The following is a 19,032-nucleotide window of genomic DNA, read 5'->3' on the forward strand; positions in this document are numbered from 1 at the left end:
TCGCGCGCTTAGAAGCAAAAGCAAACAGCAACTACAAGAGCGAATAACAAGAGCAAGTTACTTGTATCTCACTCGTCGGTCTCTCCGGGACTTTCATGAATTGTTGACGATCTTTTCACGCTCCCCCCTTTAGCGTCGCCTGCCAACCGATCCGGCAGGCAACCGCTCTCTGAGGCACACGTGTCCCGTACAACTCCCCCCGCTAGCAAATCCATCGACTGGTCTGGCCTCGGCTGGCTCCTGCTGTTCTTCTGGTACTTCTCCGGCGTCACCCAGGCCCTGCTGCTGTTCAGCGGCACCACCGGCTTTGCCGGCTTTCGCGACGCCTTGTTCCTCAGCAGCCTGTGGCTGGCCCCAGTACTGCTGCTGCCACGCCTGACCCGCCCCCTCGCCGCGCTGATCGGGCTGGTGTTGTGGGCCAGCTCGCTGGTCGGCCTGAGCTATTTCGGCATCTACCGCCAGGAGTTCTCGCAAAGCGTCATCTTCGTGATGTTCGAGTCCAACACCGCCGAAGCCGGGGAATACTTCAGCCAGTACTTCAGTATCTGGCTGTGCCTGGGGCTGCTGCTCTACAGCGCGATCGCCGTGCTGCTGTGGCGACGCATACGCCCGGTCACCCTGCCACGGTACAGCCGCCTGCCGGTGGTCGTCCTGTTGCTGACAGCGACCCTGGGCTACCCGTTCTACAAACAGATGGTCTCCCAGCAACGCAGCTTCGCCGACGCCCAGGAAAAGGTCGAACAGCGCATGGCGGCCGCGGTGCCCTGGCAACTGGTGGTCGGCTACCGGCAGTACCGCCAGCAGCTCGACAACATGCAGGCCCTGCTGGAACAGAATGCCGCCCTGCCGCCGCTGCAGGACCTCAAGGACAACAGCGGCGACGCGCCGCGCACCCTGGTGCTGGTACTGGGCGAGTCCACCACCCGCGAACACATGCACCTGTACGGCTACAACCGCGACACCACACCGAACCTCGATGCCCTGGCCGCCCGCGACAAGGGCCTCACCGTGTTCCGCAACGTCGTCTCGCCACGCCCGTACACCATCGAGGTGATGCAGCAGATCCTCACCTTCGGCGATCAACAGCACCCCGACCGCTTCCTCACCGATCCATCGCTGATCAACCTGATGAAACAGGCCGGCTACAAGACCTTCTGGATCACCAACCAGCAGACGATGACCAAGCGCAACACCATGCTCACCACCTTCTCGCAGCAGACGGACGTGCCGGTCTACCTGAACAACCAGCGCAACCAGAACGCCAGCCAGTACGACAGCGTGGTGCTGGAGCCCTTCGAAAAAGCCCTGCAGGACCCGGCCGGCAAGAAGCTGATCATCGTCCACCTGCTCGGCACGCACATGGATTACCGCTACCGCTATCCGGCCGGTTTCGACCACTTCAAGGACAACACCGGCGCGCCGGCGGCGCTGTCCCCCGACCAGGTACGAACCTACAACTTCTATGACAACGCCGTGCGCTACAACGACTTCGTCGTGTCCGACCTGATCAAGCGCTATTCGGCCAGCACACCGAACGGCTTCCTGCTGTACCTCTCCGACCATGGCGAGGACGTCTACAGCTCCGGCAATCATGATCGCCTCGGCCGCAACGAGGCCGCCCCGACCCGGCCGATGTACACCATCCCCTTCCTGCTCTGGACCTCGCCCAGCTGGCAGGCGGGGCACCCGCGCGACCTGCAGTCGATGACCAACCGCCCCTATAGCAGCGCACACCTGATCCACACCCTGTCCGACCTGGCGGGCCTGAGCTACGACCGCTACGAGCCGGCCAAGAGCCTGGTCAACGAAGCGTTCACCGCCAGCCCACGCTGGATCGGCGACCCGTACGCGAAAAACGGGCTGCACGCGTTCGACAACCTGCCCGACACCCGGGCGAAACAGCAACAGCGGACCGCCAGCAGCAGCACGGTTCGCCCTGACGAAGGCTGACAGCCCGCGACAAGGCCGCCCCTCACACCAGTCCCTCCGCTTGAAGGGACACGCCCCCCCAAGAACCGATATCTGGCCCCCCAGGTATCGGTTTTTTGCTGCATCAATGATGAATAAATTTCTGCCATATTGTTTCGTACATTTCATGACAATTACAAAACGACAATATTCCACTCCACAATGACGTCAATACACCCCAGTAATCATGGGCAATTCAAATGAGTACGTGCAAACACCCGCATTGGCACATCATCAAAACGACGAAATCAAACATTCCAAAACGGAATGATGTAGCAAATAATTGTCGTTTGTTGCGAACACCTTTCAACGCCAATACTGATTTCAATCAATGCAATCGCGACCGCCGCGGCACTGGAGAAGCCGCCGGCCGACCGGCGCCCAAACCGCGCCCGTCAACTGCAACTGGAAGTGGTCAGATCACAACAAAAACAACAACTCACCCGAATGCAGATCCAATAGGTTGCCCATGACCCATTCGAACAACAACGCAAGTTTGACTGCCGCAACCCCGCCTTCCGGACACCTCAAACGCACGCTCACCAGCCGCCACCTGAACATGATCGCCATCGGCGGCTCCATCGGCACCGGCCTGTTCGTCTCCTCCGGCGCCACCATCGCCCAATCCGGCCCCGGCGGCGCGCTGCTGGCCTTCGCGGTGATCGGCCTGATGGTCTACTTCCTGATGACCAGCCTCGGCGAAATGGCCGCGTGCATGCCGGTCAGCGGCTCGTTCTCCACCTATGCCTCGCGCTACGTCGAAGAAAGCTTCGGCTTCGCCCTGGGCTGGAACTACTGGTACTCCTGGGCCGTGACCATCGCCGTGGACCTGGTGGCCGTGCAGATCATCATGCTCTACTGGTTCCCGGACACCCCCGGGGTGATCTGGAGCGCGGCCTTCCTGGTACTGCTGTTCGCCCTCAACGTCGCCTCGGTGCGCTTCTTCGGCGAGGCCGAGTTCTGGTTCGCCCTGATCAAGGTCATCACCATCATCATCTTCATCGCCGTGGGCGTGCTGATGCTGCTGGGCATCCTCGAAGGCGGCCAGGACGGCGGCGCCCATCTCTGGCAGATCGGCGACGCGCCCATCGCCGGCGGCCTGCCAGCGCTGATCGGCGTGGCGATGATCGTCGGCTTCTCGTTCCAGGGCACCGAGTTCGTGGGCATCGCCGCCGGCGAAACGGAAAACCCGGGGCGCAATATTCCCAAGGCCGTACGCCAGATCTTCTGGCGCATCCTGCTGTTCTACGTGCTGACCATCGTCGTGATCGGCCTGCTGATCCCCTACACCGACCCACGGCTGCTCAAGGACGGACTGTCGGACGTCACCATTAGCCCGTTCACCCTGATCTTCACCAAGGCCGACATGCTTGCCGCCGCCGCCGTGATGAACGCGGTGATCCTGACCTCGGTGCTGTCCGCCGGCAACTCGGGCATGTACGCCTCCTCGCGCATGCTCTACAGCCTGGCGCTGGAGCGCAAGGCGCCGGCCATCTTCGCCAGGGTAACTCGCAGCGGCACGCCGGTCTGGGCGCTGCTGGCCACCGCCGCAGTCGCCGGCCTGTGCCTGCTGAGCTTCCTGTTCAGCCCCGGCAAGCTCTACCTGTGGCTACTGAACACCTCCGGCATGCTTGGCTTCATCGCCTGGCTGGGTATCGCGATCAGCCATTACCGCTTCCGCCGCGGCTACCTGTTCCATGGCAACGACCTGGCGAAACTGCCGTATGTGTCGAAGTACTTCCCGTTCGGCCCACTGTTCGCCTTCGGCCTGTGCATGGTGGTGATGCTCGGACAGAACTACCAGGCATTCATCGGCGGGCAGATCGACTGGATCGGCGCCTTCGCCACCTACGTCGGTCTGGTGCTGTTCGTGGTGGTCTGGTTCGGGCACAAGCTGATGACAGGTTCCAGGGTGGTGCGCTACAGGGAAATGGACTTCTCCAGCATCGAGATGCGCAAGGCCGAACGCAGCAAGGCAGAGCCCGCCGGCGATGCGCTCGCAGCCAGCCAGCAGCCCGCCTGAACACTCCATTGGCGGACCCGCTCCGGTCCGCCCATCACTGCTCCGGGACCCTGATGAACAGCACCTTCGACTCCTACTACGAAGCCACCGCCAGCAGAACCTTCTACCCCGCCCAAAGCGGCCGCACCGATACCCGCGTATGCATCCTCGGTGGCGGCCTGGCCGGCCTGTCGACCGCGATCGGGCTTGCCGAGCGCGGGGTGAGCGATGTGACACTCCTTGAGTCGCAACGTGTCGGCCATGGCGCCTCGGGACGCAACGGCGGCTTTGTCTTCGGCGGCTACAGCCTCGGCAACGCCGACCTGCTGTCGGCGCTGGGCGCCAACGAGGCCCGCAAGCTGTATCGGCTGACACTCGACGCCGTCGACCTGATCCGCGAACGCACCCGCCGCTACACCATCGACTGCGACCTGGTCGACCAGGGCGTGATCCTCGCCAACTGGTTCAACGACCCGTCGCGCCTGGAGAAACCGCGCCAGCTGATGAAGCAGGCCTATGGCGTCGACTGGGAATACATCGCACCCGGAGACCTGAAGGAACAGCTCAGGACCGAGCGCTATTACGGCGGGTTGCTGGAGCGCAACGCCTTCCACTTCCACCCGCTCAAGTACGTCTGCGGCCTCGCCCAGGCCGCGTCCCAGGCCGGGGTGACGATCTTTGAGCAGTCGCCGGTGACCGGCATCGAGAAGAAGGCCGGCGGCTACATCGTGCGCACCGGCCAGGGCGAAGTCCATGCCGAGGAGGTGGTGTTCAGCGCAGGGGGCTATGCCCGCGGCGTCTACGCCCCAATCGAACGCGCCGTTCTGCCGATCGCCACCTACGTGGTGACCACCCCACCACTGGGCGATCGCCTGTCGGACGCCATCAACTGCCAGTCAGCCATCTACGACACACGCTTCGCCTTCGATTACTACCGCCCGCTGAAAGACACCCGAATTCTCTGGGGGGGACGCATCTCCATTCTCGATCGCGGGCCGCAGGCCATCGCCAGGCTGCTCAAGGCCGACCTGGCAAGCGTCTACCCGCAACTCGAGGACGTGGAATTGGAGTATTCCTGGGGCGGCCTGATGAGCTACGGACGCCACCAGATGGCGCAGATCGGCCAGGACGACAATGGCATCTGGCACGCGGTTGGCTTCGGCGGCCACGGCATGGCCCCGACCACGGTCGCCGGCGAAGTGCTGGCGGACGCCATCGCCCGTCGCCTGCCGATCCCGAGCGGTTTCAGCCAGTTCGGCCTCGAACGTACCTTCGGCCTGGCCGGCCTGGTGGCCGCGCAGGCCACCTACACTGCCTACCAGGCGCGTGATGCCTTCGATGCGCGGCGGTTGAATCGTTGACAGTGGGCCAGGGCACTTTTCGACAGGCATGAAAAAGCCCGCCATGAAGGCGGGCTCTTTCGTACTGCATATGGTGGGTCGTGTAGGATTCGAACCTACGACCAATTGGTTAAAAGCCAACTGCTCTACCAACTGAGCTAACGACCCGTTGGATGGCGCGTATATTACTGATTTCTCAGAGGAAATCAACACCCCATCGCAAAAAATTCAAAAATACCGGGTGGGGTCCTTTATGCCGGCCGCCTTGAAGCCGTCGGCACGCAGACGGCAGCTGTCGCACTTGCCGCAGGCACGCCCGTCGTCATCAGCCTGGTAGCAGGAAACGGTCAGGCTGTAGTCCACGCCACGGGCGATGCCCGCCTGGACGATCTGCGCCTTGCTCAGGTTCTGCAACGGCGCCTGGATACGGAAGCCCTGCCCTTCCACACCGGCCTTGGTGGCCAGGTTGGCCATGCGCTCGAAGGCCTCGACGAATTCCGGGCGGCAGTCCGGATAACCGGAGTAGTCCACGGCGTTGACACCAATGAAGATGTCACGGGCTTCGAGCACCTCCGCCCAGCCCAGGGCCAGGGACAGGAACACGGTGTTGCGAGCCGGCACGTAGGTGACCGGAATCCCCTCGCTCGGCGCCTCGGGCACATCGATGCTGCTGTCGGTCAGGGCCGAGCCACCGATGCCGTCGAGGTTCAGGCCGATCACCTTGTGTTCGATCACGCCCAGGTCACGGGCCACCCGCGCTGCGGCATTGAGCTCGGCGCGGTGGCGCTGGCCGTAGTCGAAGCTCATGGTGTAGCACTGGTAGCCGTCGGCCTTGGCCATGGCCACCACGGTGGCCGAGTCCAGGCCACCGGACAGCAGGATTACCGCGCGTTTGTCAGTCATGTCTTTTTTCTCCTCAACGTCCGGGTTCGTCGTTCCACAGCAGCTTGTGCAGCTGCAGCTGGAAACGCACGGGCAGGTTGTCGGCGACGATCCAGTCGGCCAGGTCGGTGGCGCTCACCTGATGGTAGCTGGGCGAGAACAGCACTTCCCCGGCGCGCTCGGCCAGGTTGTACTGAATCAGCTTGGAAACCGCCCAATCGTAGTCCTCGCGGGAACAGATGACGAACTTGACCTGGTCATTGCCGGTCAGCAGCTCGATGTTCTCGTAGCGATTGCGATGGGATTCTTCCGAGCCCGGGGTCTTGAGGTCGACCACGCGGCTGACCCGGGTGTCGACACCACTGATATCGAGGGCGCCGCTGGTTTCCAGCGACACGTCGTAACCGGCATCGCACAGGCGCTGCAGCAACGGCAGCGCGTTGGGCTGGGCCAGCGGCTCGCCGCCGGTCACGCAGACGTAGCGCGGCCTGAAGCCGGCGATCTGCTCGAGGATCGAGTCGAGGGTGCGAATAGTGCCGCCACTGAAGGCGTAGGCACTGTCGCAGTACTGGCAGCGCAGGGGGCAACCGGTCAGGCGCACGAAAACCGTGGGCAGCCCGGCCGTTCGCGTTTCACCCTGCAACGAGTAAAACACTTCGGTGATGCGTAATGTGTCTTGCATGATCGCCACGGGCGTGACAGCTGAACAGGCTGTCCGCCTCCGTCAGGCACTGTCGCGGACTCGACATGGCGTTATCCGCGGCAGCGTGTTTAAGAAAAAAGGGCAGTGATTCTAACGAAAAAACCCGCGATAGGCGCGGGTTTCTTCATCAACGGGTCGCTCAGAGCTTCTGCAGGTCGCGCTGGGCCAGTTGCGCGGCGGAGGTGCCGGGGTACTGGGTGATGACCTGCTGCAGGATGCCCTTGACCTTGTCGGTGTGGCCCATGCGGCGCTCGACATCGGCCAGCTTGTACAGCGAATCCGGCACCTTGCTGTGTTTCGGGTACTTCTGGCCGACCTCGGCGAAGGCCTGGCTGGCGCCTTGCAGGTCGCCCTTGGCCAGGTTGACCTCGCCAAGCCAGTACTGGGCATTGCCGGCGTACTGGCTGTTGGGGTACTTGCGCAGGAAGGCGTTGAAGGCCTGGCTGGCCTTGTCGAAGTCCTTCTGCTTGATCAGGTCGAAAGCGGCGTCGTAATACAGCTTCTCTTTCGCCGGATCACCCGGCTCGCTGCTGGCGGCCGGTGGCTGCGCGGCGCTGGCGCCGGCAGCGGCACCCGTGGCTGCGTTGTTCGCGCCACCGGTGGAGGAATTGTCTGGAGTCGCGGCAGGCGCGGCACCGCTGCTGAGGCGGCGGTCGAGATCCTGGTAGCGTTCGAGGTTTTCCTGCTTCATGCGCGACACATCGTTCTGCAACTCTTCGATGATGCCTTGCTGGCGGGAAATCTGGTCCTGCATCTGCTGCAGCTGCATGAACAGCTGGCCATTTGCAGAAGCAGGGGCCGAAGCCCCTGCTCCGGCATAGGCGCCGCTCGTGCCATAACCCGCAGGTGGATAGCCACCCGCGTTGTCATCTACTACGGGAACCGCAGCCCACGCCGAAAGGGGCAGGCTGAGTGCGAGGACGGTTACAGCACGACGGCACATACGCATAAGAACTTACTTACGCAGTTCTACGCGACGGTTTTGAGCCCAGGACTGCTCGTCGTTGCCGGTGGCAACTGGACGCTCTTCGCCGTAGGAAACCAGTTCCAGCTGAGCAGGGGAAACGCCCTGCAGAACCAGGTAGCGCTGAACGGCCTTGGCACGACGCTCACCCAGAGCCATGTTGTACTCGCGGGTGCCGCGCTCGTCGGTATTGCCTTCCAGGACAACGCGGTTGCCGTTGGACTTCAGGTCCTTGGCGTGAACGTCCAGGGAGCGCATGGCTTCTGGCTTCAGGTCCGAGCTGTCGTATTCGAAGTAGAAGGTGGTGATTGCGCGCAGGGCGGCTTCTTCGCTCAGGGAGCCGTCAACAGCGCCAGTGTTGGCACCGTAGCCAGCGTTCGGGTCAACAGCGCCTTCACCAGCGTTGTCACCGCCTTTCGAGGAGCAACCTACAGCTACAGCCATGGCCAGAGCCAGCGCAGCGAATTTACCAAACTTCAGCATTTCCATCGTGAAACTCCTAATGAAACCCCAGTGTGTTAAGCAAAACGTGTTACGCCGCAATCAGTTCAGGTAAGGGGACCAGGACGGTTCTCTGACTTCGCCTTGAGCGGTAGGAAGTGGGAGCCTCACGCGGCCGTTAAGCGACACGAGCATCAAGACTCCCCGGCCCTGCTGGCGGGTGGCGTAGATTAGCATGGTGCCGTTTGGCGCAACAGTGGGAGACTCATCAAGACTGGTCTCGGTGAGAATCTTTACACTTCCACGTTGCAGGTCCTGAGCGGCCACCTTGAAGTTGGTGAAACCCTGCTGGCGATGGATCATCACCAGGGTCTTCTCGTCCGCCGACAATTTCGGGTTGGCGTTGTAGTTACCCACGAATGTCACGCGCTCGGCGCCACCGCCACCAACCGACTGCTTGTAGATCTGCGGCTTGCCGCCACGGTCGGAGGTGAAGTACAGGGTGTTGCCATCCTTGCCCCAGAACGGCTCGGTATTGATGCCAGGGCCTGCGGTCACACGAGTGATCTGGCGCGAGGCCACATTCATCACGTAGATGTCCGGGTTGCCGTCCTTGGACAGCACGAACGCCAGGCGGGTGCCGTCAGGCGACCAGGCCGGAGCGCCGTTCAGGCCTTCGAAGTTGGTGATCTGCTCGCGACGACCGGTGTCGATGTGCTGGATGAAGATGCGCGGACGCTTCTGCTCGAACGAGACATAGGCGATACGCTTGCCATCCGGCGCGAAACGCGGCGACAGGATCGGTTCACGCGACTGCAACAGGGTCACTGCACGGGCACCGTCGTAGTCCGAACGCTGCAGGGTGTAGCGGGTGTTGTTGGTCGAGAAACGCTCGGCAGTCACATACAGCATGCGGGTCGAGAACGCACCCTTGATACCGGTGAGCTTCTCGAACGACTGGTCGGCGATGTAGTGGGCCATGTCGCGCAACTGGTCGACGCCGCCGGCAACGCTGCCGGTCAGCACTTGCTGCTCGGTGGCGACGTTGAACAGCGCGTAGCTCACCTGCAGGCGGCCGCCTGCCGGGACGATGCTACCAACCATGACGTACTGGGCGCCCAGGGCTTTCCAGTCACGGAAGATCACTTCGCTGGCCTGGGTCGGCAAGCTGATCATGTTCTGCCGCGGGATCGGCCCATAGTAGCCGGAGTTGCGCAGGTCGTTGCTGATGATGTCGGCCATGTCCTCGGGCAGCACGCTGCCGCCCTGCACGCCGAACGGTACTACCGCAATGGGGGTTGCCCGGTCGCTACCGCTGGTGACCAGGATGTTCTTTTCCTCTGCCATGGCCATGCCTGCCACGCAGCAGAGCAAGACCAGGAGTCCTCTCAGACGTTTAATCACAACGCTAGATCCTCAGGTGTAAATGTCATCTTGAATGAACGATACGGATTGAAATCGCTCGGCTTCAAGCCCTGCATTTCGGTCAACCGACCAATGTTCTTCACCGCGGCCACGGCCGAGCTGTCGAACGGACCGTCACCGCTGGACTTGGCCACACTCACGTTGGTGATGGTGCCGTCCGGCAGCATGTTGATCTGCAGAACTACCGTCATGCCCTTGCGCGCAGATGGCGGACGCGCCCAACCTTCGGCCGCGCGCATGCGGATCAGGTCGTCGAAGTCGCCGGCCACCTGGTCACCCTGCTCGTCGGCCAGCGCCTGCTGCCGCTCGGTGGTGTCGGACAACAGCTCGGCGAGCGCCTGGGCCTTCTTGTCTTCCGCCGCCTTGCGGGCCGCTTCCTGTGCCTTTTTCTTCTGGGCGTCTGCCGCGGCCTTTTTCTTGGCCTCTTCAGCTGCCTTCTTCTTCGCGTCCTCGGCCGCCGCTTTCTTCTTGGCGTCCTCGGCAGCTTTTTTCTTCGCGTCTTCGGCGGCTTTCTTCTTCGCCTCTTCCGCAGCTTGTTTCTTGGCTTCTTCGTCGGCCTGTTTCTTGGCCTCTTCCTCAGCCTTCTTCTTGGCGATGTCAGCCTGTTGCTTTTCAGCGGCCTTTTTCGCTTCCTCGGCTTTCTTGGCCTCGGCGGCTTTCTTCTGCTCGGCGGCCTCAGCCTTCTTCGCCTCGGCGGCTTCGCGAGCTTCCTCGGCTTTTTGAGCGGCGTCGGCTTTCTTTTGTTCCGCGGCCTTCACGGCCTCCTGCTCGACCTTCTTCTGCTCCAGCTGCTCGACCTCGGTCTGGCGCGAGGCGGTTTTCTTCGCCTCCCCGGCAATCTTCTGATTGGTCTGGGTGGTCGCCTGGCTCTTGGACTTGAGCTGGTAGAGCGTGGCCTGGACGATGGGCTTGGACGGCGGCAGCTCGGGGGTCATGGCAAAGCTGACGAACAGCATGCCGAACACCAGCACATGCAGGCCGATGGCCCAGACACTGGGCCAGAAGTAGCTTTCCGAGGCGGATGGCTCTCGCTGCTGCATCAGGGCGCCTCGGTAATCAGGCCAACGTTACCGACACCGGCCTTCTGCAACCCGCCCATGGCGCCCATGACCGCGCCGTAGTCGACGGCCTTGTCGCCACGGATGAAGACCTGGGTCTGTTTGCCCTGGTCACGGCCGGCGGCGATGATCTTGGTCACCGCACCGGTCATTTCCGGCAAGGTCATGGCCTTGTCCATCTGCTTGTCGGTGTCTACTTCGCTACCAAGGTTCCAGTAGTAGGTCTTGTCGGCCTTGATCGAGATGGTCAGGACCTGGACGTTGTTGTCCTGCGGCAGGGCTTCGCTGGAAACCTTGGGCAGATCCACCTTCACGCCCTGGTTGAGCATGGGGGCGGTCACCATGAAGATGACCAGCAGTACCAGCATCACGTCGATGTAGGGCACCACGTTCATCTCGGCGACCGGCTTGCGTTTGTGGCGAACTCGGGCCATGGGTTTCTACCTGATCACTCTTCGCTGGTATGTACTTTGCGGTGCAGGATCGCCTGGAACTCGTCGGCGAAGGTGTAGTAGCGGCCAATCAGCACTTCACTGCGCGCGGCAAAACGGTTGTAGGCGATAACGGCCGGGATCGCGGCGAACAGGCCGATCGCGGTGGCGATCAGGGCCTCGGCGATACCGGGAGCCACGGTGGCCAGGGTCGCCTGTTGGGCGCTGGCCAGGCCGCGGAACGAGTTCATGATGCCCCACACGGTACCGAACAGGCCGATGTACGGGCTGGTGGAACCGACGGTGGCCAGGAACGGCAGGCTCTGCTCGAGCTTTTCTTCCTCACGGGAGATCGCCACGCGCATGGCGCGACCGACACCTTCCATGACCGCGTCCGGATCAACACCCGGCTGCTGGCGCAGACGCGAGAATTCCTTGAAGCCGGCGCGGAACACCTGCTCGACACCCGAGTCCGGATCGGGGTTGCTACCTGCCTGGCGGTACAGCTTGGACAGGTCGATGCCCGACCAGAAGCGCTCTTCGAAAGCGTCCAGTGCACGACGACCGGCGCGCAGCATGGTGCTGCGCTGGAAGATCATGATCCAAGAGGTCACCGAGGCTGCCACGAGGGTCAGCATTACCAGCTGAACCACGACACTGGCATTGGCGACCAGGCTCCACATGGAGGTATGGTCGACGACGTTTGCTTCCACGCTTATTCTCCTGCGTTCGATTGAGTACCCGCGCCGTCCGCCAGGAATGCGTCGCGCAGTTCTGGGGGAATGGCCCGGGGTTTGAAAGTGTCGGCGCGCACGGCGGCCACCAGGAACTGCCCCTCGCAGAGCAGCACTTCATCCTGTGTTCGCCACACCTGCTGCACGAAGCGCAGGCTGGCACGATTCAGTTCAAGCACTTGCGCGGTCACCCGCAGCTCATCGTCCAGGCGGGCCGGCGCGTGGTAGCGCGCCTCGCTGGAATGGACCACGAACAGCAGGTTGTCTTGCGCCAGCTGGGCCTGGGAGAACCCCAGGTGACGCAGCCGCTCGGTGCGGGCGCGCTCCATGAATTTCAGGTAGTTGACGTAATACACCACGCCACCGGCGTCGGTATCCTCGTAATAGACGCGACAGCGGTGTGCGAACGGTTCCAGCCCATTTTGCGCGCGCATACTCTAGTGGTTACTCCTGAACTTGCCAATCCGCCGCGGTAACTGTTTTTTCATCAATAATGTCCTATTGCCAGCGAGCCTGCGGCGTGCCAGCGCTAGGACCACGAAATTCCCGATTCGATCTGTCATTCGTCGTCCTGGGCGGCATATTCGCCACCTTCGCAGAAGCGCCCGGGGATGTTCAGGCCGAAATGCAGGTAGGCGTGTCGGGTCACCACGCGGCCTCGCGGGGTACGCATGATGTAGCCCTGCTGGATCAGATAGGGCTCGAGCACGTCCTCGATGGTGTGGCGCTCTTCGCCGATCGCCGCAGCAATGTTGTCGAGCCCCACCGGACCGCCGTCGAACTTCTCGATCATGGTCAGCAGCAGACGCCGGTCGGAGTGATCGAAGCCACGCTCGTCGACATCCAGCAGGTTCAGCGCCATGTCCGCCACGGCTTTGGTGATCTCGCCCTTGCCACGCACTTCGGCAAAGTCGCGCACCCGCCGCAGCAGGCGGTTGGCGATCCGCGGCGTGCCCCGCGCCCGACGGGCGATCTCGAAGGCACCCTTGTCGTCCATCGGCAGCCCGAGAATACCAGCCGAACGGCTGACGATGGTTGCCAGGTCCTTGTTGCTGTAGAACTCCAGGCGCTGGACGATACCGAAGCGGTCACGCAACGGATTGGTCAGCATGCCGGCACGGGTGGTGGCGCCGACCAGGGTGAACGGCGGCAGATCGAGCTTGATCGAGCGCGCGGCCGGGCCTTCGCCGATCATGATGTCCAGCTGGAAGTCTTCCATCGCCGGATAGAGCACTTCCTCGACCACTGGCGACAACCTGTGGATCTCGTCGATGAACAGCACGTCATGGGGTTCGAGGTTGGTCAGCATTGCCGCGAGGTCGCCCGGGCGCTCGAGGATCGGGCCCGAGGTGCTCTTGACCGACACGCCCATCTCCTGGGCAATGATGTTGGCCAGGGTGGTCTTGCCCAGGCCGGGCGGGCCGAAGATCAGCGTATGGTCGAGAGACTCGTTGCGCCCGCGCGCGGCCTGGATGAACAGCGCCATCTGCTCGCGCACCACCGGCTGGCCGATGTACTCGTCCAGGCGCAGCGGGCGGATCGCACGGTCCTGGACCTCTTCGCGGTCACGTCCGGAGGCGGCAATCAGGCGGTCGGTCTCGATCACTTGGTAATCATCCCTTTAAGGCTGCGACGGATCAATTCCTCGCTGCTCAGGCCGGCTTTGTCCTTGATCGCGGCAATCGCCTTGCTCGCTTCCTGTGGTTTGTAGCCCAGGGAGACCAGGGCACTGACCGCGTCGGCCTCGGCCGAGGACTCACTGGCCGCCGGCAGCGGGCCGTCGGAGACCAGGGTGAACATCGCCGGGGAGGTTTCCCACGCCTTGAAGCGGTCCTTGAGCTCGACCAGCAGGCGTTCGGCGGTTTTCTTGCCGACACCGGGCACACGCACCAGGACCGATGCATCCTGGGCCTGCACGCAGCGCACCAGCTCGTCCACTTCCAGGCCGGACATCAGCGCCAGCGCCAGCTTCGGCCCTACGCCGTTCAGGCGGATAAGCTCGCGGAACAGCTCGCGCTCGCGCTTTTCCGCGAAACCATAGAGCAGGTGGGCGTCTTCGCGTACCACCAGGTGGGTGTGCACGGTCACTGCCTCGCCGACCTTGGGCAGGCGGTACAGGGTGGTCATCGGCACTTCGAGCTCATAGCCCACGCCGTTGACGTCGATAATCAGGTGCGGCGGCTGTTTTTCCGCCAGGGTGCCACGCAAACGTCCAATCACGTTCCGTTCCTTCCTCTCGGGCGCCGGTCGAAAACCGGTCCACCCTATCAGCAAATGCGCCGGGAGCGCGCGCCACCCGGACAAAATGTGTATCAGCGCATGAAGCGGTTACAGACGCAAGCGCCCGCCGCGCCGCCGCGCCGTCGCCAGCCCATGGGGAATCAGGCTGGAACGGGTATGGGCATGGCACAGGGCGATGGCCAGGGCGTCGGAGGCGTCGATCTGCGGCTTCTGGGTCAGCTTGAGCAGGTGCATGACCATCATCATCACCTGTTCCTTATTGGCCCCGCCGGTACCGGCCACGGCCTGCTTGACCTGGCTGGCGCTGTACTCGGCGATCTCCAGGCCCGCCTCGGCCGCGGCAACGATAGCCGCGCCCCGGGCCTGGCCCAGCTTGAGCGCCGAATCGGCATTGCGCGCCATGAACACCCGTTCGATGCCCATGGTCACCGGGCCATGCTCACGGATGATCTCGCTCACGCCACGAAAGACGATCTGCAGTCGCTCGGGCAGCTCGCCGCCGCCGGTGCGGATACAGCCCGAGGCCACATATTCGCAACCACGGGCGGTCTGGCGGACCACGCCGAAGCCGGTGATGCGCGAGCCGGGGTCGATACCAAGAATCAGAGTCATAGTGCCTGTGGAAAAATTGATGCATCTCGGCAAACTGTGCCGGCCCCTTCGCGGGTAAACCCGCTCCCACAGGTACTGCACCACGTTCAGAGTCGGTGCAGTACCTGTGGGAGCGGGTTTACCCGCGAAAGGGCCGGGACAGGCGCTGACAAATTCAAAGAACCGGCAAGGATCGCCAGAACACCTTAGCCGAGGCTTTCCATGATCTCATCGGAGATCTGCGCATTGGAGTAGACGTTCTGCACGTCATCCAGGTCCTCGAGCATGTCGATCAGCTTGAGCACCTTCTCCGCGCCATCCTTGTCCAGCTCGGCACTGGTGGTCGGCTGCATCACGATCTCGGCGTCCGAGGCCTTGAAGCCAGCCTCTTCGAGCGCATTGCGCACGGCATAAAAGCTGTTGAACGAGGTGAACACCTCGAAGGAGCCGTCGTCGTTGGCCACCACGTCGTCGGCGTCGGCCTCCATCGCGGCTTCCATCAGTGCGTCCTCGTCGACCGCAAGCTCAGCGGCGAAGCTGATCTGCCCCTTGCGCTCGAACAGGTAGGCCACCGAGCCGTCGGTGCCCAGGTTGCCACCGCACTTGGTGAAGGCATGACGCACGGCGGCGGCGGTACGGTTGCGGTTGTCGGTCATGGCCTCGACCATGATCGCCACGCCGCCCGGGCCATAGCCCTCGTAGCTCAGCTCTTCGACGTTGTCGCTTTCGTTGGTGCCGGCACCACGGGCCACGGCGCGATCGATGATGTCGCGGCTCATGTTGGCCCCCAGGGCCTTGTCCAGCGCCAGGCGCAGGCGCGGGTTGGAGGCCGGGTCAGGGCCGCCCTGCTTGGCCGCGACGGTCAGTTCGCGGATCCACTTGGTGAAGACCTTGCCTCTCTTGGCATCCTGGCGCTCTTTGCGGTGCTTGATGTTCGCCCACTTGGAATGACCAGCCATAACGACTCCGAATCCTTGAAACAGAAACAGGTTCCGCCCCGAAGGGCGGAACGTGAAGAATCCTGCGCCTCAAGCGCGGGGGCACCCCGTGACCGAGGCGCCCCGGTCGATCACTCGACCTTGGTCTGCTCGCGCAGACGGATGTGCAGCTCACGCAGGGCCTTGGCATCGACCAGGCCTGGGGCCTGAGTCATGACGCACGCGGCGCTCTGGGTTTTCGGGAAGGCGATCACTTCACGGATCGACTGGGCGCCGGTCATCAGCATGACCAGGCGATCCAGGCCGAAGGCCAGGCCACCGTGAGGCGGCGCGCCGAACTTCAGGGCGTCGAGCAGGAAGCCGAACTTCTCTTCCTGTTCCGCCGCCTCGATGCCCAGCAGGCGGAATACCGCTTGCTGCATCTCTTTACGGTGGATACGGATCGAACCGCCACCCAACTCGGTGCCGTTCAGGACCATGTCGTAGGCACGCGACAGCGCGGTGGCCGGGTTGGCCTCCAGCTCTTCGGGGGTGCACTTCGGCGCGGTGAACGGGTGGTGCAGCGCGGTGAAGCTGCCGTCTTCGTTCTCTTCGAACATCGGGAAGTCGACGACCCACATCGGCGCCCACTCGCAGGTCAGCAGCTCGAAGTCGTGGCCCAGGCGGATACGCAGCGCGCCCAGGGCCTCGCTGACAATCTTGAACTTGTCGGCACCGAAGAACACGATGTCGCCATCCACGGCGCCCACGCGGTCGAGGATGTTGTTGAGGTTGGCCTCGGGGATGTTCTTGACGATCGGCGACTGCAGACCCTCGACACCCTTGGCGCGCTCGTTGACCTTGATGTAGGCCAGGCCCTTGGCACCGTAGATACCGACGAACTTGGTGTACTCGTCGATCTTGCTGCGCGGCATGCTGGCGCCGCCCGGCAGGCGCAGGGCGGTGACGCGGCACTTCGGATCGTTGGCGGGACCGGCGAAGACCTTGAAGTCGACATCCTTCAGCTGGTCGGCGACGTCGACCAGTTCCAGCGGAATACGCAGGTCCGGCTTGTCGGAACCGTAGCGGCGCATGGCCTCTTCGAAGGTCATGTGCGGGAACTCACCGAATTCCAGGTCCAGCACTTCCTTGAACAGCTTGCGGATCATGCTTTCGGTCAGGCCCATGATCTCGGACTCGTCGAGGAAGCTGGTCTCGATGTCGATCTGGGTGAATTCCGGCTGGCGGTCGGCGCGCAGGTCTTCGTCACGGAAGCACTTGGCGATCTGGTAGTAGCGGTCGAAGCCGGCGACCATCAGCAGCTGTTTGAACAGCTGCGGCGACTGCGGCAGGGCGAAGAAGCTGCCAGCGTGGGTGCGGCTCGGCACCAGGTAGTCACGCGCGCCCTCAGGGGTGGCACGGGTCAGGATCGGCGTTTCGACGTCGAGGAAGCCGTTCTCGTCGAGGAAGCGACGGATGCTGCTGGTGATGCGCGAACGCAGGCGCAGCTTGTCGGCCATTTCCGGACGACGCAGGTCGATGAAGCGATAGCGCAGGCGGGTTTCCTCGCCGACGTCGGAGTATTCGTTCAGCGGGAACGGCGGGGTTTCCGCTTCGTTGAGCACCTTCAACTGGTAGCCGAGGATCTCGATGGCGCCGGACGCCATGTTGGCGTTCACCGCGCCGTCAGGGCGCTTGCGTACCTTGCCGGTGATCTGCACGACATATTCGCTGCGCACGCGGTCGGCGGCGGCGAAGGTTTCGGCGCGATCCGGGTCGAACACGACCTGGGCCATGCCTTCGCGGTCACGGATGTCGAGGAAAATCACCCCGCCGTGGTCGCGGCGACGATGGACCCAGCCGCAAAGGGTGACTTCCTGGCCGTCCAGGGACTCGTTCAGTTGGCCGCAATAATGGCTGCGCATCATGATCGTGGTTTCGCTTCTCGTGATTCGTGTGTTCGGTGGAGGTCTTGGCCGCCCAAGGGGCTAATACTGCAAGACCTGGCGGGTGCAATTCAACTCAGTCGGCCTTGTCGCCGCCTGCCAGATTCTTTTTCGCCCCGGTCTTGAAGTCGGTCTCGTACCAGCCGTTGCCACTCAGGCGAAAGCCGGGGACCGACAGCAGCTTCTTCAATGCCGGCGCCTGGCACGCCGGGCAATCGGTCAGCGGCGCGGCACTGATCTTCTGCAACACCTCCATTTGGTGTTCGCAGGATGCACATTGATAGTCGTACAGGGGCATGGGTGTCTCTCGTCAACCACATCGCACGCTGCCCAAGGCAGCAAAGAGCGGGATTATATATGGTAAAGGAGAGCAGCGCAGCCCGGCGATCAGTGCGCGTCTCGCGCTTCCTGCAGCCAAGTGACACAGATCACCCGGACCAGGCCGCTGAAATTCCTCACCCCGCCATGGCGCAGGTGCACCTCGCGATCCACATAGGACAACACGGCGCTCACCGAACAGCGGTTGGCCTGGGCGATACGCTCCAGGATGCGCCAGTAGACCACCTCCAGGCGCAGGCAGGTGGCAAAGCCGTTGAGCCGCACCGAGCGCGACACGGGCCCGGCCTGGGCCATGTCGAAATCCCGCCTGAACGGGTCGAGACGAGGGTTGCCACCCCCCTGCCTTGCATTACCATCGATACCACGCATCGGATCGCCCATCGCACCGCTCCATCGTCACGAAACCACACCCCGTTCGTCAGCCGAATGGGTCCATGACCGTCATGAAGCGCCACCGGCCAGGCCGATAGCAGCGGCAAACCCTTCCCCGCAAACACGCGGGCCCGATACCGCTGGCGGTATCGGGCCCGGATTCACTGGGTAGAACGACAAGCAACCGGCAATCAGTTCCCGTCGAGCAGGACTCGAAGCATCCACGCCGTTTTCTCGTGGACCTGCATGCGCTGGGTCAGCAGGTCAGCGGTCGGCTCGTCACTGACCTTGTCCACCACCGGGAAGATGCTGCGCGCGGTACGCACCACCGCCTCCTGCCCCTGCACCAGCTGGCGGATCATTTCATCGGCAGGCGGCACCCCCTCCTCTTCCTTGATGGAGGAGTGGCGGGCATAGAAGGCGTAGGAACCCGGCGCCGGGAAGCCCAGGGCGCGAATGCGCTCGGCAATCGAATCGACCGCCAGGGCCAGCTCGTTGTATTGCTCTTCGAACATCAGGTGCAGGGTGCGGAACGACGGACCGGTGACGTTCCAATGGAAGTTATGGGTTTTCAGATACAGCACGTAGGTATCCGACAACAGGCGGGACAACCCATCGACGATGGACTTGCGATCTTCTTCACTGATACCGATATCGATTGCCATGAAGCTCCCCTTT

The 19,032-nt window shown here is 62.9% G+C and carries 20 protein-coding genes and 1 tRNA gene; 3 read left to right on the top strand and 18 right to left on the bottom strand.

Going from position 1 to position 19,032, the window contains the following annotated elements; all coding sequences use genetic code 11:
* Positions 1-180: 180 nt before the first annotated feature.
* From NMG10_RS04930 to NMG10_RS04940, 3 genes are all read left to right on the top strand, one after another.
* Positions 181-1,950: a phosphoethanolamine transferase CptA gene (locus tag NMG10_RS04930; protein ID WP_254463902.1), complete on the top strand. Its 1,770-nt coding sequence runs from the start codon at positions 181-183 to the stop codon at positions 1,948-1,950.
* Between the two features lie 487 nt (positions 1,951-2,437).
* Positions 2,438-3,991, top strand: a complete 1,554-nt coding sequence (locus NMG10_RS04935) for an amino acid permease (RefSeq protein ID WP_203651272.1) — start codon at positions 2,438-2,440, stop codon at positions 3,989-3,991.
* A 53-nt stretch (positions 3,992-4,044) separates the two neighbouring features.
* Entirely contained in the window at positions 4,045-5,331 is a 1,287-nt protein-coding gene (locus tag NMG10_RS04940) for an FAD-binding oxidoreductase (RefSeq protein ID WP_254463903.1), read from the top strand.
* Between the two features lie 71 nt (positions 5,332-5,402).
* Here the strand turns inward: NMG10_RS04940 and NMG10_RS04945 are convergent.
* The 18 genes from NMG10_RS04945 to NMG10_RS05030 all read right to left on the bottom strand — a co-directional run bounded on the left by NMG10_RS04945 (position 5,403) and on the right by NMG10_RS05030 (position 19,019).
* A tRNA-Lys gene (locus tag NMG10_RS04945) sits at positions 5,403-5,478 on the bottom strand.
* A gap of 60 nt (positions 5,479-5,538) precedes the next feature.
* Positions 5,539-6,213, bottom strand: coding sequence for a 7-cyano-7-deazaguanine synthase QueC (gene queC / locus NMG10_RS04950; protein ID WP_203651270.1), 675 nt, complete (start codon positions 6,211-6,213; stop codon positions 5,539-5,541).
* Between the two features lie 13 nt (positions 6,214-6,226).
* Positions 6,227-6,874, bottom strand: coding sequence for a 7-carboxy-7-deazaguanine synthase QueE (gene queE, locus NMG10_RS04955; protein WP_254463904.1), 648 nt, complete (start codon positions 6,872-6,874; stop codon positions 6,227-6,229).
* Positions 6,875-7,034: 160 nt separating this feature from the next.
* On the bottom strand, positions 7,035-7,844 hold the full coding sequence (gene ybgF / locus NMG10_RS04960; protein ID WP_050704480.1) for a tol-pal system protein YbgF: 810 nt from the start codon (positions 7,842-7,844) through the stop codon (positions 7,035-7,037).
* Between the two features lie 6 nt (positions 7,845-7,850).
* Complete coding sequence (pal, locus tag NMG10_RS04965) at positions 7,851-8,348, bottom strand: peptidoglycan-associated lipoprotein Pal (RefSeq protein WP_011535152.1); 498 nt, start codon at positions 8,346-8,348, stop codon at positions 7,851-7,853.
* A gap of 54 nt (positions 8,349-8,402) precedes the next feature.
* Positions 8,403-9,653, bottom strand: coding sequence for a Tol-Pal system beta propeller repeat protein TolB (tolB, locus tag NMG10_RS04970; RefSeq protein WP_050704479.1), 1,251 nt, complete (start codon positions 9,651-9,653; stop codon positions 8,403-8,405).
* Between the two features lie 47 nt (positions 9,654-9,700).
* Positions 9,701-10,765 (bottom strand): cell envelope integrity protein TolA, encoded by a 1,065-nt coding sequence (gene tolA / locus NMG10_RS04975; RefSeq protein ID WP_203651263.1) that lies wholly within the window; start codon positions 10,763-10,765, stop codon positions 9,701-9,703.
* Complete coding sequence (tolR, locus tag NMG10_RS04980; protein WP_011535155.1) at positions 10,765-11,217, bottom strand: protein TolR; 453 nt, start codon at positions 11,215-11,217, stop codon at positions 10,765-10,767. The genes tolA and tolR overlap by 1 nt, the downstream gene beginning before the upstream one ends.
* Before the next feature lie 14 nt (positions 11,218-11,231).
* Positions 11,232-11,927 (bottom strand): protein TolQ, encoded by a 696-nt coding sequence (gene tolQ, locus NMG10_RS04985; protein WP_023628695.1) that lies wholly within the window; start codon positions 11,925-11,927, stop codon positions 11,232-11,234.
* Positions 11,928-11,929: 2 nt separating this feature from the next.
* Complete coding sequence (gene ybgC, locus NMG10_RS04990) at positions 11,930-12,382, bottom strand: tol-pal system-associated acyl-CoA thioesterase (RefSeq protein WP_186733987.1); 453 nt, start codon at positions 12,380-12,382, stop codon at positions 11,930-11,932.
* 125 nt (positions 12,383-12,507) lie between these two features.
* Positions 12,508-13,554, bottom strand: coding sequence for a Holliday junction branch migration DNA helicase RuvB (gene ruvB / locus NMG10_RS04995; protein WP_011535158.1), 1,047 nt, complete (start codon positions 13,552-13,554; stop codon positions 12,508-12,510).
* On the bottom strand, positions 13,551-14,168 hold the full coding sequence (ruvA, locus tag NMG10_RS05000; protein WP_232857161.1) for a Holliday junction branch migration protein RuvA: 618 nt from the start codon (positions 14,166-14,168) through the stop codon (positions 13,551-13,553). The genes ruvB and ruvA overlap by 4 nt, the downstream gene beginning before the upstream one ends.
* 108 nt (positions 14,169-14,276) lie before the next feature.
* Positions 14,277-14,801: a crossover junction endodeoxyribonuclease RuvC gene (ruvC, locus tag NMG10_RS05005; protein ID WP_050704476.1), complete on the bottom strand. Its 525-nt coding sequence runs from the start codon at positions 14,799-14,801 to the stop codon at positions 14,277-14,279.
* A gap of 185 nt (positions 14,802-14,986) precedes the next feature.
* Positions 14,987-15,739 (bottom strand): YebC/PmpR family DNA-binding transcriptional regulator, encoded by a 753-nt coding sequence (locus NMG10_RS05010; protein ID WP_050704475.1) that lies wholly within the window; start codon positions 15,737-15,739, stop codon positions 14,987-14,989.
* 110 nt (positions 15,740-15,849) lie between these two features.
* Positions 15,850-17,625 (bottom strand): aspartate--tRNA ligase, encoded by a 1,776-nt coding sequence (gene aspS, locus NMG10_RS05015; RefSeq protein WP_203651246.1) that lies wholly within the window; start codon positions 17,623-17,625, stop codon positions 15,850-15,852.
* A 94-nt stretch (positions 17,626-17,719) separates the two neighbouring features.
* Positions 17,720-17,941 carry an FmdB family zinc ribbon protein gene (locus tag NMG10_RS05020; protein WP_050704473.1) on the bottom strand — a complete coding sequence of 74 codons (222 nt, stop codon included), beginning with the start codon at positions 17,939-17,941 and terminating at the stop codon, positions 17,720-17,722.
* An 89-nt stretch (positions 17,942-18,030) separates the two neighbouring features.
* Positions 18,031-18,363, bottom strand: coding sequence for a ribbon-helix-helix domain-containing protein (locus tag NMG10_RS05025; RefSeq protein ID WP_203651244.1), 333 nt, complete (start codon positions 18,361-18,363; stop codon positions 18,031-18,033).
* A gap of 182 nt (positions 18,364-18,545) precedes the next feature.
* Positions 18,546-19,019 (bottom strand): Dps family protein, encoded by a 474-nt coding sequence (locus tag NMG10_RS05030; protein ID WP_084854477.1) that lies wholly within the window; start codon positions 19,017-19,019, stop codon positions 18,546-18,548.
* Between the last annotated feature and the right edge of the window lie 13 nt (positions 19,020-19,032).

Origin of the sequence: Pseudomonas sp. DVZ6 (genome assembly GCF_024259445.1) — a bacterium.
Classification (GTDB): domain Bacteria; phylum Pseudomonadota; class Gammaproteobacteria; order Pseudomonadales; family Pseudomonadaceae; genus Aquipseudomonas; species Aquipseudomonas peradeniyensis.